Raw genomic sequence first — 14,456 nt, forward strand, 5'->3', positions numbered from 1 at the left:
CCCATATCGCTATAGTCGCAGCATGCCGGCCCTGCCGCTGATCGCGTGGCTCGTCGATTCTGATCCGGCGCTGCGTTGGCAAGTGGAGCGCGATCTGGTCGGTGAGCCGGCGGCGGTCTGGGAAGCAACTCGATCACGGGTCGCAACCGAAGGATTCGGTGCGCGTCTTCTCGCGGCGCAGGACAGCGATGGCCAGTGGGCGGGCGGCGCATTCTTCCCGGCCGATTTCGACTTCGACGGCCCCGAGGCCGACGACGGCGCGGGGCAGCCCTGGACCGCGACGACCTGGACGCTCAACTCGCTGCGGGAGTGGGGCCTTGACGCCAGTGTCCTGCGCGAGCGCCGCACTGTTGAGCTTCTCGCACAGAACAGCCGGTGGGAGTACGAGGACCTGCCCTACTGGGGCGGGGAAGTCGACTGTTGCATCAACGCCTGGACGGTCGCCAACGGGGCGTGGCTCGGTGCAGATATCTCCGGCATCGTCACCTGGTTCCTCGAGCATCAACTACCTGACGGCGGGTGGAACTGCGAATGGGTGGAGGGGTCGACGCGATCCTCGTTCCACTCGACGCTCAACGCACTGCAGGGCCTCCTCGCCTACGACACGGTGACCGGGGGCAGCGACGCGACCCGTTCAGCCCGGCACGCCGGGCAGGAATACCTGCTGCGGCGCGGGCTTTTTCGCCGTCTGACGACCGGCGATCCGGTCGCACCCTGGGTGGACGCCTTCTCCTACCCATTCCGATGGCGATACAACGTGCTCAGCGCAGCCGAGTACTTCCGCCAAGCGTCGTTGCTCGATGGTTCACCGCCCGACCCGCGCATGGCGGACGCGATCGACCTCATCCGTGCCGCCAGGCAACCGGACGGCACCTGGCGCCAAGGCGCTCATCATCCAGGACGGGTGTGGTTCGAGGTGGATGTACCCGAGGGACAGCCGTCGAAGTGGCTGACTCTGTTCGCAATTCGAGTGCTCGCCTGGTGGGACGGGAGCCCGTGAGATTCACCGGTTGCTGCTGCGCCGCCGCGCCCGGCGCCGTGCATCCGCAACGCCGCCCCTCCAACCAACTGTAATTGTTACAGTAAATTCCACAGATAGAAGGAGGCGCCGCGGTGACCAAAGTGATGGATGGCTTCCGGGTACTGGAGGTCGCGCAGTTCACCTTCGTTCCCGCCGCGGGTGCGATTCTGGCCGACTGGGGTGCCGACGTCATCAAGGTCGAACACCCGGTGCGCGGCGACACCCAGCGCGGCTTCCTCTACATGGGCGGATTTCAGCTCAATCCGGACCGCCACCCGCTCATGGAACATCCCAACCGTGGCAAACGCAGCGTCGGCATCGACATCTCGACACCCGAGGGTCAGGAGGTGCTCTACGAGATCGCCAAGACCGCGGATGTGTTCCTGACCAACTACATGCCCGGCGTACGGCAGCGGAACAAGATCGACGTCGAGCACATCCGCGCGGTCAACCCGAACATCATCTACGCACGCGGCAGCGCATACGGCGACAAGGGGCCGCAGCGCGACGTCGGCGGCTACGACGGGACGGCATTCTGGACCCGCAGTGGGATCGGTTACGCGCTGTCACCGGCTGAGCTGGGAGGCATGCTGGCCCAGGGCATTCCCGCGTTCGGCGACTCGATCGGCGGCATGAACATCGCCGGCGGCATCTCAGCGGCGCTGCTGCACCGCGAGCGGACCGGCGAGGCACTCGAAGTCGACGTATCGCTGATGAGCACCGCCTGGTGGGCGGCAGGCGCCAGCGTGACCCAGGGCATGGACACCGGCGAGTGCATGCGTGCCGAGATGCCCAAATCCGGCGGATCGCAGTTCAATCCGTTCCTGGGTAACTACGTCGCTTCCGATGGCGGGACGATCAACCTCTGCATCGTCAGCCCGACCGGTCTCATCCGGGACACCTTCGAACATCTCGGCATCCCGGAGGCTGCCGACGACCCGCGGTTCGCCGACGTCATGCCACTCATCGAAAATGCCGAGGCGGCAAGCGAGTTGATCGCCGCCGCTGTCGGAGCCAAACCGTTCGACTACTGGCGTGAGCAGCTCAAGACCATGCGCGGGCAGTGGGCGCCCTATCAGAGCCTGGTCGACCTGGCCGCCGACGAGCAGGCGCTCGCCAACGACATGATCGCCGAAGTGGAAGCCGCCGACGGCGGGGCACCCTTCAAGGTGGTGCGCGGTCCCGTGCAGTTCAACCACGAACCACTCGAAACCACCCGTGCGCCACAGGCTTCTGAGCACACCGAAACCGTATTGATGGAGATCGGTCTGGACTGGGATCGCATAGAAGCCCTCAAGGAGTCCGGGGCCATCGCCTAGGCCCGGTATGGCCGCGATGTTCGGTAACGCCTACTATAGGCTTTACAGTAACTCGATGAATCGGCCCGGGAGCCAGTTTCAACGGAAGGTGGTCCTGCAGTGGCCAAGCCAGCGACGGTGGCGAAGCGCCCGCGGCGCGAGCGCGGGTCGATCAATCCGGACGACATCATCGCCGGCGCCTTCGCACTGGCGGAGCAGGTGTCGATCGACAACTTGAGCATGCCACAGCTGGGCAGGCACCTCGGTGTTGGCGTCACGAGCATCTATTGGTACTTCCGCAAGAAGGACGACCTGCTCAACGCGATGACCGATCGCGCGCTGCGGCAGTGCGAGTTCGCCACTCCCTACGTGGCGGCCGACGACTGGCGACGGACACTGGCCAACCACGCCAGGACGACACGTGCGACGTTCCTGGCAAACCCAATCCTGTGTGATCTCATCCTGATCCGCTCGGCCCTGAGTCCACGGGCGGTGCGCGCCGGTGAACAGGAAGTCGAGAAGGCCATCGCCAACCTGGCCGATGCCGGCCTGTCCGCCCAGGACGCGTTCGACGTCTACTCAGCGGTGTCGGTGCATGTGCGGGGTTCGGTTGTGCTGCATCGTCTTCACGAGAAGAACCAAGCCGCCAACGCGGATGCGCACGCACTCGAAGACACCATCCGCATTGGTGCGGCCGACGATCACAACTTCGAGTACGGGCTGCAGTGCATCCTCGAGCACGCCGAGCGCTTGATCGACGAGGGCAAGAAGGCCGGCCCGAAGGCGCGCCGCAAGAGCTGAGGGCCGGGCTGTCCCCTAGACCTCGATGATGACTGCGCCGCCCTGACCGCCGCCGGCGCACATCGCCGCCATACCGATACCGCCGCCGCGACGGCGAAGCTCGTAGATGAGAGTGGTGACCATCCGGGCACCGGATGCCGCGATGGGATGCCCCAGGCTGCAGCCACTGCCGGAGAAGTTCACCAGCTCCTCGTCAAGACCGTACTTGCGGGTGGCCGCGATCGGCACCGACGCGAAGGCCTCGTTGATCTCCCACAGGGCGATGTCCGACGGTTTGAGCCCGGCGCGGTCGAGGACCTTGCCGATCACCTCGACGCCGCCCAGCCCGGTGTCGCGCGGCCGCACGCCAACCGCACCCCAGGCCTTGACCGTCGCCAGGATGTCGAGGTCGTCGGCCGCGGCGTAGGCACGGTCGACCAGTGCCACCGCGGCGCACGCGTCGTTGGTGCCGCTGGCATTGCCCGCGGTGATCGAGAAGCCCTCGATCTCGGGGTGAAGCACCTTGAGCTGAGCCAATTTCTCGGCGGTGGAGTCGCGGCGGGGCTGCTCGTCGACGCTGAAGTCGATCACCGAACCGTCGAGCTGTGCGACCTTGAGCGGCAGGATCTCGTCGAGGAACTTTCCGGCGTCGATCGCGGCGACGGCGCGCTGGTGTGAGCGGGCCGCCCAGGCGTCCATCTCCTCGCGGCTGATGCCTGCCGCCTGTGCGGTGTTCCAGCCGACCGTGATCGACATGTCCTTGGTGGGGGCGTCGGGCGTCTCGACGTGGGTGGGCGGCATCCAGCGCTCCTCGAACTTCAGTTCGGGGCCGATGATGCGCTGGCTCGTCAGCGGGGTCATCGACAGCGACTGCGTACCGCCCGCGATCAGTACGCGCTCCATACCGGAGCCGATCTGCGCCGAGGCGTTGCCGATCGCGGTCAGGCTACCCGCGCAGTGCCGGTTGACCGACTGCCCGGGAACATGCTCGAGGCCGCATGCGTCGGCCGCGTACCGAGCGAGGTCGCCACCGCCGTAATGGGATTCGGCGAAGATCATGTCGTCGATGTCGGCCGGGTCGATGCCGGCGCGGCGGATCACCTCGGGGACGATGGCCGTGATCAGAGTTTCCGGCGGGGTGTTGACCAGCGTGCCCTTGAACGAGCGACCGATCGCGGTCCGCACAGCGCCGACGATGACTGCTTCGGGCATAGTTCTCCACCTCAGGATTGATGCGTCAAGAGCGTTACAAAAGTAGCAGATAATGTATCGGCGCCGGCGGTGGGTGCCAGACGGCACCGACTGGCTCTTTACCACCGCGCCCGGATTCGATGGAATGCACACCATGACCACCACCGGAGAACTGATCGAGATCTATCGCGTCGCCGGTGAGCATGCGCTGGCACTGGTTGCCGCGGTGCCTGCGGACCGCTGGCAGGCTCCCGCGCTCGGATCGTGGACGGTGCGGACGCTGGTCGGCCATCTCGGCCGCTCGTTCACCACTGTCACCGATTATCTGGCGAAGCCGGCGGCCGACCGCGACGTCCACACCGTCGCGGACTACTACATCGTCGCCCTGCAACAGACCGATGCGGCGGCGATCGACGCCCGCGCCGAGCAGGCCGCACGCGCACTCGGCGACGATCCGCTGACGGCGCTGCGGTCCTTCCGGGACGCGGCTCTCGCCGCCCTGGGCGGCGCTGGCGATCCGCTGATCTCCACCGTGGCCGGCGGGATGCGGCTGTCGGATTATCTGCCGACCCGGATCTTCGAGTTGGCGGTGCACAGCCTGGACCTGGCCCGGGCCACCGGTCAACCGGAGACGCTGCCGGATGAGGTGTGCGGCAGTGCAACGGAATTGGCTGCGGCGATCGCGGTCCGGCGGGGCCACGGCGAATTGGTGCTGTCGGCCCTGACCGGGCGTGCCCCACTGGCGACGGGATTCTCGGTGGTGTGAGTCTTAGGGGCCGGCGACGCGCCGGGCCACACCCTGCTTCACGAGGTGCTCGATCAGCGGGGTGGCCCCCGCCGCCAGATGCTCGGACATCGCGGCGCGCGCCCCGTCCTCGTCATGGGCCTGCAGCGCGGCCACGATGCGGTGGTGGTCGGCGATCGACCTGTCCGGCCAGCCGTCGATGGTCGGGAACACCGATTCCGGTGCGTACCTGGTGATCTGCGACATCAGCTGGGCGAGTTTCGGCGAGTCCGCGGCCACGTTGATCGCCCGGTGGAACTCATGGTTGAGCCGCACCGCGCGGTCGCCGTCGTTGGCGGCGTAGGCGTCGGTCAGCTCCGAGTGGATGGCGGTGAGTTCCTGCAGCTGTTCATCGGTGATGTTGGCAGCCGCCCTGGCCGCGAGCAGACCTCCGACGTGGGCCTGCAGGTTCGACACGTCGGTGATGTCGCGGTCGGTGAACGGCAGCACCACGAAGCCGCGCCGGGGCAACTGGTCCAGCAACCCTTCCCCGCGCAGTTCGAACAGCGCCTCGCGTACCGGGGTCACGCTGATTCCGAGTTCGGCGGCGAGTTGGTCGAGCCGGATGTACTCCCCGGCGGGATAGGTGCCGTTGAAGATTCGCTGTCGCACAAAGCGCGCGACATCCTCGGCCAACTGTGGCCGCGGTGCGAAATCCGGTGCGCTCATGTCAGATCCGGTAGTCGGCCAGTAGCCGCTTGCTGATGATGTTCTTCTGGATTTCGCTGGTGCCCTCGCCGATGAGCAGGAAGGGGGCGTCGCGCATCAGCCGCTCGATCTCGTACTCCTTGGAGTACCCGTAGCCGCCGTGAATCCGGAAGCTCTGCTGGGTGACCTCCGAGCAGAACTCGCTCGCCAGATACTTCGCCATCCCGGCCGCGACGTCGTTGCGTTCCCCGGAATCCTTGAGTCGGGCGGCGTTGACCATCATCAGATGTGCGGCTTCGACCTTCGTGGCCATCTCCGCGAGCTGGAAGGCGATGGCCTGGTGCTCGGCGATCGGCTTGCCGAACGTGCTGCGCTGCTGGGCGTAGCGGATCGCGAGCTCGAACGCCCGCAACCCGACCCCGCAGGCGCGGGCGGCGACGTTGACGCGGCCGACCTCCACACCGTCCATCATCTGGAAGAAGCCTTGTCCCGGCTTGGCGCCGAGGACGTTCTCGGCGCCGGTGACGTAGCCGTCGAAGATCAGCTCGGTGGTGTCGATGCCCTTGTACCCCAGCTTGTCGATCTTGCCCGGGATCGTCAGACCGGGCGCGACTTCGCCGAAGCCGGAGGGCTTTTCGATCAGGAACGCGGTCAGGTTCCGGTGCGGCTTGTCGGCGCCTTCGTCGGTTTTCACCAGCGTCGCGACCAGGGTCGAGCTGCCGCCGTTGGTCAGCCACATCTTCTGACCGTCGATGGTGTAGGTGCCGTCGCCGTTGTCGCGGGCCCGGGTGCGGATCGCGGCGACGTCGGAACCGAGTTCGGGCTCGGACATCGAGAAGGCGCCGCGGGTCTCGCCGGTGGCCATCCGGGGCAGGAAACGCTGCTTCTGTTCGTCGGTGCCGTGCTGGCGGATCATGTAGGCGACGATGAAATGGGTGTTGATGACCCCGGAGATGCTCATCCAGCCGCGGGCCAGTTCTTCGACGCACAGTGCGTAGGTGAGCAGCGACTCGCCGAGCCCGCCGTACTCCTCGGGCACCATCAGGCCGAACAGCCCCATGTCGCGCATCTGGTCGACGATGGCCTGCGGGTAGGTGTCGGAGTGCTCGAGGTCCTGGGCGTTGGGGATGATCTCCTTGTCGACGAATTGCCGCACGGTGGAGATGATTTCGGCCTGCACTTCGGTCAGCCCGAGGGTTTGCGCGAGTTTGGTCATGTCACCCTTTCGAACACCGCCGCCAGGCCCTGCCCGCCGCCGATACACATCGTCTCCAGCCCGTAGCGCGCGTCGCGCAGGTGTAGTTCGCGGGCCAGCGTGGCGAGCATGCGACCGCCCGTGGCGCCCACGGGGTGGCCCAGCGAGATGCCCGATCCGCGCACGTTGGTGCGCTCGAGATCGGAGTCGGTGAACTTCCACTCCCGCATGACCGCCAGCGCCTGCGCGGCGAAGGCTTCGTTGAGTTCGATCACGTCGATGTCACCGAGGTGCAGGCCTGCCTTGTGTAGCGCGACGGCGGTGGCCGGCACCGGACCGATGCCCATGATCTCAGGACCCACCCCGGCCGAGGCCCAGCACACCAGCCGGACGAGTGGCCGCAGACCCAGTTCGGCGGCTTTCTCGGCGGTGGTGACCAAGCATGCCGACGCGGCGTCGTTCTGGCCGCTGGAGTTTCCGGCTGTCACGGTCGCGTCGGGATCCTGTTTGGCCAGAACGGGTTTGAGCTTGGCCAGCGACTCGATCGTGGTGTCGGCACGCGGATGCTCGTCGGTGTCGATGAGCTGGTCACCACCGCGGGTGGACACCGCGACGGGGATTATCTCCTCGGCCAGGACACCGCTGTTCTGCGCGGCGACCGCCCGCTGATGCGAGGTGACCGCCAACTCGTCCTGCTCCAGACGGGAGATGCCGTACTGACGGCGCAGGTTCTCGGCGGTCTCGAGCATGCCGCCGGGCACCGGATGAAGCTTGCCGCCTGCGGTCGTGCGGCCACGCGCCAGCCCGTCATGCACCGTGACTCCGTGCCGGGCACCACCCCACCGCATGTCGGTGGAGTAGAAGGCGACGTTGCTCATGCTCTCCGCACCGCCTGCGACGACGAGATCGTTGTCACCCGAGGCGACTTGGAGGCAGGCCTGGATCACGGCCTGCAGTCCCGACCCGCAGCGGCGGTCGACCTGCATGCCCGGCACGGTGACCGGCAGGCCGGCGTCGAGTGCGACCACCCGGCCGATCGCGGGCGCTTCGCTGTTGGGGTAGCAGTGCCCGAAGATGACGTCCTGGATGGCGTCCGGGGACACGCCGGTGCGTTCCAGCAGTCCCTTCAGCGCAGCGACTCCCAGCTCGACGGCGCTCAGCGAGGCGAACATCCCGCCGTAGCGGCCGATGGGTGTGCGAACCGGCTCGCAGATGACCGCGGTCGGCATCAGAGGTGCCGTCCCCCGGTGACCTCAAGGACCGTCCCCGTCATGTACGACGACAGGTCGGAGGCCAGGAACAGCGCCACCTTGGCGACCTCGCTCGGCTCACCGGCGCGCCCCATCGGGACCTCGGCGACCTTGGAGTCCCAAATACGTTGCGGCATAGCCTCGGTCATGGCGGAACGGATCAGCCCTGGCTGGATGGCGTTGACGCGCACACCGAGATGGGCCAGTTCCTTGGAGGCCGCCTTCGTCATTCCCACGATCCCGGCCTTGGCCGCCGAGTAGTTGGTCTGCCCGATCATGCCGACCTTGCCGGAGATCGACGACATGTTCACGATCGCGCCACTGCCCTGCTCACGCATGACCGAGGCGGCCTTCTTCAGGCCGTTCCAGGTGCCCTTCAGGTGCACCGAGATGACCTGGTCGAACTCGTCCTCGGTCATCTTGCGCAGGGTGGCGTCCCGGGTGATGCCGGCGTTGTTGACCATCACGTCGAAGCGCCCGAACTGCTCGACTGCGGCATCGACCAGAGCGTCGACGTCGGCATAGGACGTCACATTGCATTTCACGGCCCGGGCCACCTCGGCACCGCCGAGTTTCTCCGCCGCCGCCTCGGTGGCCTCGAGGTTGATGTCCCCGATGACCACCCGGGCACCCTCGGCGATGAACTGCTCGGCGATCGCAAAGCCCAGGCCCTGCGCTCCACCGGTGATGACAGCCGTCTGGCCGGCCAGCAACGACATCTGATCTCCCTTTTCCAGGCTGCGAACGCGAAACTTCGCAGAATCATATTTCATATATGATCGCCACCGATACGTGCCCCCACTCACAAGGAGCTCTGATGAGCCCAGTTGCTGCTGTCAGCGACGACGACTTCCGCGAGATCCTGGCTCAGACCCGCCACTTCGTCCGCACGGCCGTCGTGCCGCGGGAGTCGGAGATCGTCGCCGAGGACAAGGTTCCTGACGACCTGCGTGACCAGGCCATGAAGATGGGCCTGTTCGGTTACGCGATCCCGCAGCAGTGGGGCGGCCTCGGCCTGGACATCACCCAGGATGTCGAACTGGCCATGGAACTGGGCTACACCTGCCTGGCGCTGAGGTCGATGTTCGGCACCAATAACGGCATCGCCGGTCAGGTGCTCGTGGGCTTCGGCACCGACGAGCAGCGGACTCGCTGGCTGGAACCCATCGCCACCGGCGAGGTCGTCGCCTCCTTCGCGCTGACCGAGCCCGGCGCGGGGTCCAATCCGTCCGGCTTGAAGACCAAAGCCGTTCGCGACGAGGGCGATTGGGTGATCAACGGGAGCAAGCAGTACATCACCAACGCGCCAGTGGCGGATCTGTTCATCGTGTTCGCCCGCACCAGGCCCGCCGACAACAAGGGTGCGGGCATCGCGGTGTTCCTGGTGCCGGCCGGCACCCCCGGCGTCGAGGTGGGGGTCAAGGACGCCAAGATGGGCCAGGAGGGCGCCTGGACCGCGGACGTGACCTTCACCGATGTCCGCGTCGGCGACGACGCCTTGATCGGCGGCAGCGAGGACCACGGATACCGCGCGGCGATGACGTCGCTGGCGCGCGGGCGCATTCACATCGCAGCACTGGCGGTCGGCGCCGCCCAACGCGCGCTGGACGAGTCGGTGGCCTACGCCGCGACCGCCACCCAGGGCGGCACCGCGATCGGCACCTTCCAACTGGTGCAGGCGATGCTGGCCGACCAGCAGGCCGGTGTGATGGCGGGCCGCGCATTGGCGCGCGATGCCGCGCGCAAGTGGCTGCACGACGAGGACCGTCGGATAGCGCCGTCGGTGGCCAAGCTTTTCTGCACCGAGATGGCGGGCAAGGTCGCCGACCTTGCCGTCCAGGTACACGGCGGCGCCGGATACATGCGAGGTGTCCCGGTCGAACGGATCTACCGAGAGGTGCGCTTGTTGCGGCTTTACGAGGGCACCAGCGAGATTCAGCGCCTGATCATCGGTGGCGGACTAGTCAAGGAAGCGCAGCGCAAAGCATGACAGGAAAGCTCAGCGGCAAGGTCGCGTTCATCACCGGAGCCGCCCGCGGCCAGGGCCGCGCGCACGCGGTGAAGATGGCGAGCGAGGGTGCCGACATCATCGCCGTCGACATCGCGGGCAAGCTGCCGGACTGCGTGCCGTACAACCCGGCCACCCCGGAGGATCTGGCCGAGACCGTGCGCCTGGTCGAGGCGGCCGGCGGGCGGATCGTGCCAGCCGTCGTAGACGTCCGCGATCACGCCGGTCTCAAGGACGCTGTCGCGGACGGCGTAGCAAAACTGGGCAGGCTGGACATCATCGTCGCCAACGCGGGCATCACGTCACCATCGGCGTGGGACGAGATCACGCCGGAAGCTTTCCGGGATGTCATGGACGTCAACGTGACTGGAACCTGGAACACCGTGATGGCAGGCGCTCCGGCGATAGTCGATGGCGGGCGCGGAGGGTCGGTGATCCTGATCAGCTCGGCGGCCGGCATCAAGATGCAGCCGTTCATGGTGCACTACACCGCCAGCAAGCATGCCGTCACCGGCATGGCCAGGGCATTCGCCGCCGAACTCGGCAAGCACAACATCAGGGTGAACAGCGTGCACCCCGGACCGGTCAACACCGACATGGGTACCGGCGACATGGTGGCCGAGCTGGGCAAGGCGATGGAAACCAACCCGGCGCTGAACAACATGATGCTGCCGTTCCTGCCGATTTACATCGCCGAGCCGGAGGACATCGCCGACACGGTGTGCTTCCTGGCCAGCGACGACGCCAAACTGATTACCGCTGAGGCGATTTCAGTCGATCAGGGCTCGACGAAGTACTGAAGGCGCGGGTCAGGAACGCCACCTGATCGTCGGCGGCCCGGTCGAACCACGCGTGACCGGGCCAGACGTCGAAGTGGTCACACGGGTAGTGGTGGACCTGTCCCCTGGCCAGCACTGCGGTGTCGGCCACCGAGTCGGCGGGAACATAGCGGTCGAAGTCGGCGATCTGGAACAGCGCCGGGCAGCGTAACTGCTTGGCGGCCTGCGCTGTTCGGATGCCGGCGAGTTGAAGTCCCGCGGCCGCGTCGACCTCGTTGCGCCACGTCGGACCGGCCAGCGCGGTGTAGCTCTCGTACGCGCCGTCGAGCGTCAGCCCGCCGGGCTCGCCGGGGTGGGCCACCAGAGGCATCATCGTGGGGCGGCGGCCGCGGGTCACGTCGACGCGGCTCTTGAACCCGATCGCCGTCCACTTCAACGCCGTTCCGACGTCGCGGTGCGCCACCGCGGCGCGACTGGCCGCCAGGCCACTGGTCAGCGGTGTCATGGCGATGACGGCCGCGATGTCGGGCCGCCCGGCGGCTACCTGCAGCACGTGGCCACCCGACATCGACGACCCCCACAGCACGATCCGGTTCGGGTCGACGTCGGGCAGTCGCTTGGCCGCCGCGACCGCCGATCGGAAGTCGGTTACCTGGGCCGCCACCGAGACCGTCTGGCGCGGTGATCCTTCCGAGGCGCCGAACCCGCGGTAGTCGAAGGCCAGCACGTCGATGCCCGCGTGGCTGATCCGCTCGGCGAAGGGGGCCAGCCCGGAGTCCTTGGTACCGCCGAAGCCGTGACCCATCACCACCACCGGCCTGCCCGCGGGCCCAAAGAAGCGATCACCCTCGCCGGCGAAATGCCATCCGCTGCAGAGCACTCCGGCCGAGTCGAAGGATATGTCGGTGGGCGTCATACGGCTTCCTTGGTTCGCAGGCGTCGAAGTTCGGCGCGCTTGAGGCCGGCGGGCAACTCGCGAGTGCGGATGTCGTGCTCGTAGTGGACGTAGTCGACCTGCTGGGTGTGGCGTGGGCGGTCGACGCAGTGCCCGACGTACTTCCTCTGATCGGCGTCGATCACCCGCTCCATCTCCGCGACCGGCGGCAGGGCGTAGCGGCCGATGGCGTAGGCGGCCAGCAGCTTGGCCTGGCATTCGATAAACGGGAACAACGTGGGGATGGCCTGGGCGAAACCGATGAACACCAGATTGTCGATGCCGGGGGCGAACATTCGCTTGTAGAGCCGGATGTCGTTGCCGGGCGCGCTGATGAAGTCGGGGTCGAAGAACGGGAAGGTGATGTTGTAGCCGGTGGCGTAGACGATGGCGTCGAACACCGCGCTGGTGCCGTCCTCGAAGTGGACGGTGTCGCCGTCGAGCCGTGCGACGTTCGGCTTGGGGACGACGTCCCCGGAGCCAAGGCGCAGGGGCAGCTCCACCGACTGCGTCGGATGCGCTTCGAACAGTTTGTGATTCGGCGCCGGAAGGCCGTAGAGCTGCGGGTCGACACCCATGAACGGGGCCATCAACTGAATCGCCTTGCGCTGCCAGGACAGCGGGATGTGTGGCGAGGTACGCGCGAGGCTGTCGGCGGGGCGCCCGGCGATGTACTTGGGCACGATCCACGCGCTGGAGCGCGTCGAGAGGGTGACGGTGTTCTGCAGAGTCTTCGACGACAGTTCGACGGTGATGTCGGCGGCACTGTTGCCGATGCCGACCACCAGGATGCGCTTGCCGGTGAGGTTCAGCGGCGTGTGCGGGTCGATGTAGTGGTGGGAATGGATCGTCTCGCCGGTGAATTCGCCCGGGAAGTTCGGGTAGCGGGCGTCCCAGTGATGTCCGTTGCCGATCACCAGCAGGTCGAACTCGCGGGTGTCGCCGTGCTGGTCGGTGATGTCCCAGCGGCCGTCGGCTCGCCGGGCGGCATGCGCGACGCCGTTTCTGAATTCGATGTTGTCCAGCAATCCGAACGCCTCGGCATAGGAGTCGAGATAGGTCTTGATGTCGCTGTGGTGCGGGAAGGACGGGAAGTGCTCAGGAATCGGAAAGTCCTTGAACGACAGCTGCTGCTTGGAGGTGTCGATATGCAGCGACCGGTATGCGCTGGAGAGTCCGTTGGGGTTGCCGAATGCCCAGTTGCCACCGATGCGGTCGGAGAGTTCGAAGGTGGTGTACGGGACCCCGTAGTCCTTGAGCATCTTGCCCGACGTGAGTCCACTGATGCCCGCACCGATGATCGCGGTGCGGGGCAGGGCATCACCCATGTCTGCTCCTATTCGGCTTCGATGAGATCGAGGGTCCCCAGGTCGCGGATGGCCTGACAGCCACGGCGCAACATCGCTGCCATCATGTCGTCGCCGCGCTCGGTTTCGATCGAGAATGCGCAACCCAGGGCGGAGATCAGCGGCACCTGGATCATGCCGAGCAGGTAGTCCTGCCAGCAGGTCGCCAGGTCGTAGTCCTCGACTCCCTGCTCGAGCAGTGCCTGGTGGTATTCGGCGACCAGGTCCTTCTCCACCGCCGCCCGGACGTCGGGCTCCAGACTCGTCCCGGTGAAGTAGGCGAGGTCGCGACCGGCGAGGCCGACGCCGAGGGTCTGCCAGTCGACGACGGTGACGCGGTCGCCGTCGAAGAGCAGGTTGTCCAGCCGGTAGTCGCCGTGCAGCAGCGCGAAACGATCAGGTGCCTGCAGCAGCCACGGTGTGACCGCAGCCATCGACGCGGAGAGGGTTTCGGCGTCGGCGTCACTGAGCTTGCCTGCGAGCTTGCCCCTGGTGATGTCGGCGGCCATCTTGGAGATCTCACCCATGCCCCGGATGGCATCTTCGCCGTTGGTCGACATGACCAAACCCTCGAAAGCGTGCCAGTGCGGGTCACACCAGGTGGGGCCGTGCAGCCCGGCCAGGGCGCGGACGGCCAGCCGGGCCTCCTCGACACCGCAGCCGGCGATCTGGTCGCCCTGCACCGCGGGTGCCTGGTCTGCCAGCAGCAGGGCGAAACTGGACCCGTCGTCGGTGACCTCGCAATGGAAGCATTGCGGGATCGGGATGCTGACCCGGTCGGCGACGGACTGATAGAAGGCGCTCTCGCTGCGATAGCCCAATGCCACGCGATCGCGTACTGCGTCGTCACTGGAGGGCAGTTTGAGGATGAACGTCTGCGGCACGCCGTGCGGATTGGCGGCGTAGGTCGCGCTCACCCGGAAGGTGGCGCCGGTCTGCCCGGTGCCGACAGGGCGCACGTCCACCGAGGTGACCTCGGTTGCCGTACCTCGACCTGCCAGGACCTCGGCGAGCCAGCCGGGCGTTACATCGGAGGGGTACCGCGGGATGGTAGACACATCGCTCATAGTGTCATCGACCGTTCGTCAGCGGAACGCTGCCGGGACACGAATCGGGCCCCCATCCGGTTGGGCAGTCCGGGAGCCGGGCGGGCGAAGAGCCCAGGCACCATGGCCCGGCGAGGCCTGACCAGCAGCGCTTTGTCAGCCGTGATGGCGCGCAA

General features: G+C 66.8%; 14 protein-coding genes. 6 read left to right on the forward strand and 8 right to left on the reverse strand.

Going from position 1 to position 14,456, the window contains the following annotated elements:
* Positions 1 to 22 precede the first annotated feature (22 nt).
* The 3 genes from OG976_RS09280 (at position 23) to OG976_RS09290 (ending at position 3,120) form a co-directional block, all read left to right on the forward strand.
* The gene (locus tag OG976_RS09280; protein ID WP_328360922.1) at positions 23 to 1,000 is read left to right on the forward strand and encodes a squalene cyclase; all 978 of its coding nucleotides are present in this window, start codon (positions 23 to 25) and stop codon (positions 998 to 1,000) included.
* A 125-nt stretch (positions 1,001 to 1,125) separates the two neighbouring features.
* Positions 1,126 to 2,340, forward strand: a complete 1,215-nt coding sequence (locus OG976_RS09285) for a CaiB/BaiF CoA transferase family protein (protein WP_328363330.1) — start codon at positions 1,126 to 1,128, stop codon at positions 2,338 to 2,340.
* 99 nt (positions 2,341 to 2,439) lie between these two features.
* Entirely contained in the window at positions 2,440 to 3,120 is a 681-nt protein-coding gene (locus OG976_RS09290; RefSeq protein ID WP_328360925.1) for a TetR/AcrR family transcriptional regulator, read from the forward strand.
* Positions 3,121 to 3,135: 15 nt separating this feature from the next.
* On the opposite strand, the gene OG976_RS09295 is transcribed toward OG976_RS09290, so the two are convergent.
* Positions 3,136 to 4,311 (reverse strand): thiolase family protein, encoded by a 1,176-nt coding sequence (locus OG976_RS09295; RefSeq protein ID WP_328360928.1) that lies wholly within the window; start codon positions 4,309 to 4,311, stop codon positions 3,136 to 3,138.
* Between the two features lie 133 nt (positions 4,312 to 4,444).
* Here OG976_RS09295 and OG976_RS09300 point away from each other — a divergent pair, with 133 nt between their 5' ends.
* Positions 4,445 to 5,056, forward strand: a complete 612-nt coding sequence (locus OG976_RS09300) for a maleylpyruvate isomerase family mycothiol-dependent enzyme (protein WP_328360931.1) — start codon at positions 4,445 to 4,447, stop codon at positions 5,054 to 5,056.
* A gap of 3 nt (positions 5,057 to 5,059) precedes the next feature.
* Here OG976_RS09300 and OG976_RS09305 read toward each other — a convergent pair whose 3' ends face one another.
* From OG976_RS09305 to fabG, 4 genes are read right to left on the reverse strand one after another with little or no spacing between them, the layout of a single operon-like run.
* Entirely contained in the window at positions 5,060 to 5,743 is a 684-nt protein-coding gene (locus OG976_RS09305; RefSeq protein ID WP_328360934.1) for a GntR family transcriptional regulator, read from the reverse strand.
* 1 nt (position 5,744) lies between these two features.
* The gene (locus tag OG976_RS09310; RefSeq protein WP_328360937.1) at positions 5,745 to 6,938 is read right to left on the reverse strand and encodes an acyl-CoA dehydrogenase family protein; all 1,194 of its coding nucleotides are present in this window, start codon (positions 6,936 to 6,938) and stop codon (positions 5,745 to 5,747) included.
* The gene (locus OG976_RS09315; protein WP_328360940.1) at positions 6,935 to 8,146 is read right to left on the reverse strand and encodes an acetyl-CoA C-acetyltransferase; all 1,212 of its coding nucleotides are present in this window, start codon (positions 8,144 to 8,146) and stop codon (positions 6,935 to 6,937) included. Before OG976_RS09315 ends, OG976_RS09310 begins: the two co-directional genes overlap by 4 nt.
* Positions 8,146 to 8,886 (reverse strand): 3-oxoacyl-ACP reductase FabG, encoded by a 741-nt coding sequence (gene fabG, locus OG976_RS09320; RefSeq protein WP_328360943.1) that lies wholly within the window; start codon positions 8,884 to 8,886, stop codon positions 8,146 to 8,148. Before fabG ends, OG976_RS09315 begins: the two co-directional genes overlap by 1 nt.
* A gap of 98 nt (positions 8,887 to 8,984) precedes the next feature.
* Between fabG and OG976_RS09325 the strand changes: the two genes are divergently transcribed.
* A complete protein-coding gene (locus OG976_RS09325) occupies positions 8,985 to 10,157 on the forward strand; it encodes an acyl-CoA dehydrogenase family protein (protein WP_328360946.1) in 1,173 nt (390 codons plus the stop codon).
* Complete coding sequence (locus OG976_RS09330) at positions 10,154 to 10,975, forward strand: mycofactocin-coupled SDR family oxidoreductase (protein WP_328360949.1); 822 nt, start codon at positions 10,154 to 10,156, stop codon at positions 10,973 to 10,975. Before OG976_RS09325 ends, OG976_RS09330 begins: the two co-directional genes overlap by 4 nt.
* On the opposite strand, the gene OG976_RS09335 is transcribed toward OG976_RS09330, so the two are convergent.
* Genes OG976_RS09335 through OG976_RS09345 form a run of 3 tightly spaced genes read right to left on the reverse strand, consistent with a single transcriptional unit; the run spans position 10,929 to position 14,301 of the window.
* Positions 10,929 to 11,870, reverse strand: coding sequence for an alpha/beta hydrolase (locus OG976_RS09335; protein WP_328360951.1), 942 nt, complete (start codon positions 11,868 to 11,870; stop codon positions 10,929 to 10,931). The genes OG976_RS09330 and OG976_RS09335 overlap by 47 nt on opposite strands.
* Positions 11,867 to 13,216, reverse strand: coding sequence for a flavin-containing monooxygenase (locus OG976_RS09340; RefSeq protein ID WP_328360953.1), 1,350 nt, complete (start codon positions 13,214 to 13,216; stop codon positions 11,867 to 11,869). Before OG976_RS09340 ends, OG976_RS09335 begins: the two co-directional genes overlap by 4 nt.
* Before the next feature lie 8 nt (positions 13,217 to 13,224).
* Entirely contained in the window at positions 13,225 to 14,301 is a 1,077-nt protein-coding gene (locus OG976_RS09345; RefSeq protein ID WP_328360955.1) for a phosphotransferase family protein, read from the reverse strand.
* Positions 14,302 to 14,456 lie beyond the last annotated feature (155 nt).

Origin of the sequence: Mycobacterium sp. NBC_00419 (assembly GCF_036023875.1) — a bacterium.
Taxonomy (GTDB): domain Bacteria; phylum Actinomycetota; class Actinomycetes; order Mycobacteriales; family Mycobacteriaceae; genus Mycobacterium.

Bases quoted from the DNA above. Each gene is read 5' to 3' on its own strand.
- OG976_RS09280 (WP_328360922.1), top strand. From the start codon at position 23: ATGCCGGCCCTGCCGCTGATCGCGTGGCTCGTCGATTCTGATCCGGCG.
- OG976_RS09285 (WP_328363330.1), top strand. From the start codon at position 1,126: ATGGATGGCTTCCGGGTACTGGAGGTCGCGCAGTTCACCTTCGTTCCC.
- OG976_RS09295 (WP_328360928.1), bottom strand. From the start codon at position 4,311: ATGCCCGAAGCAGTCATCGTCGGCGCTGTGCGGACCGCGATCGGTCGC.
- OG976_RS09300 (WP_328360931.1), top strand. From the start codon at position 4,445: ATGACCACCACCGGAGAACTGATCGAGATCTATCGCGTCGCCGGTGAG.
- OG976_RS09305 (WP_328360934.1), bottom strand. From the start codon at position 5,743: ATGAGCGCACCGGATTTCGCACCGCGGCCACAGTTGGCCGAGGATGTC.
- OG976_RS09310 (WP_328360937.1), bottom strand. From the start codon at position 6,938: ATGACCAAACTCGCGCAAACCCTCGGGCTGACCGAAGTGCAGGCCGAA.
- OG976_RS09315 (WP_328360940.1), bottom strand. From the start codon at position 8,146: ATGCCGACCGCGGTCATCTGCGAGCCGGTTCGCACACCCATCGGCCGC.
- fabG (WP_328360943.1), bottom strand. From the start codon at position 8,886: ATGTCGTTGCTGGCCGGCCAGACGGCTGTCATCACCGGTGGAGCGCAG.
- OG976_RS09325 (WP_328360946.1), top strand. From the start codon at position 8,985: ATGAGCCCAGTTGCTGCTGTCAGCGACGACGACTTCCGCGAGATCCTG.
- OG976_RS09330 (WP_328360949.1), top strand. From the start codon at position 10,154: ATGACAGGAAAGCTCAGCGGCAAGGTCGCGTTCATCACCGGAGCCGCC.
- OG976_RS09335 (WP_328360951.1), bottom strand. From the start codon at position 11,870: ATGACGCCCACCGACATATCCTTCGACTCGGCCGGAGTGCTCTGCAGC.
- OG976_RS09340 (WP_328360953.1), bottom strand. From the start codon at position 13,216: ATGGGTGATGCCCTGCCCCGCACCGCGATCATCGGTGCGGGCATCAGT.
- OG976_RS09345 (WP_328360955.1), bottom strand. From the start codon at position 14,301: ATGAGCGATGTGTCTACCATCCCGCGGTACCCCTCCGATGTAACGCCC.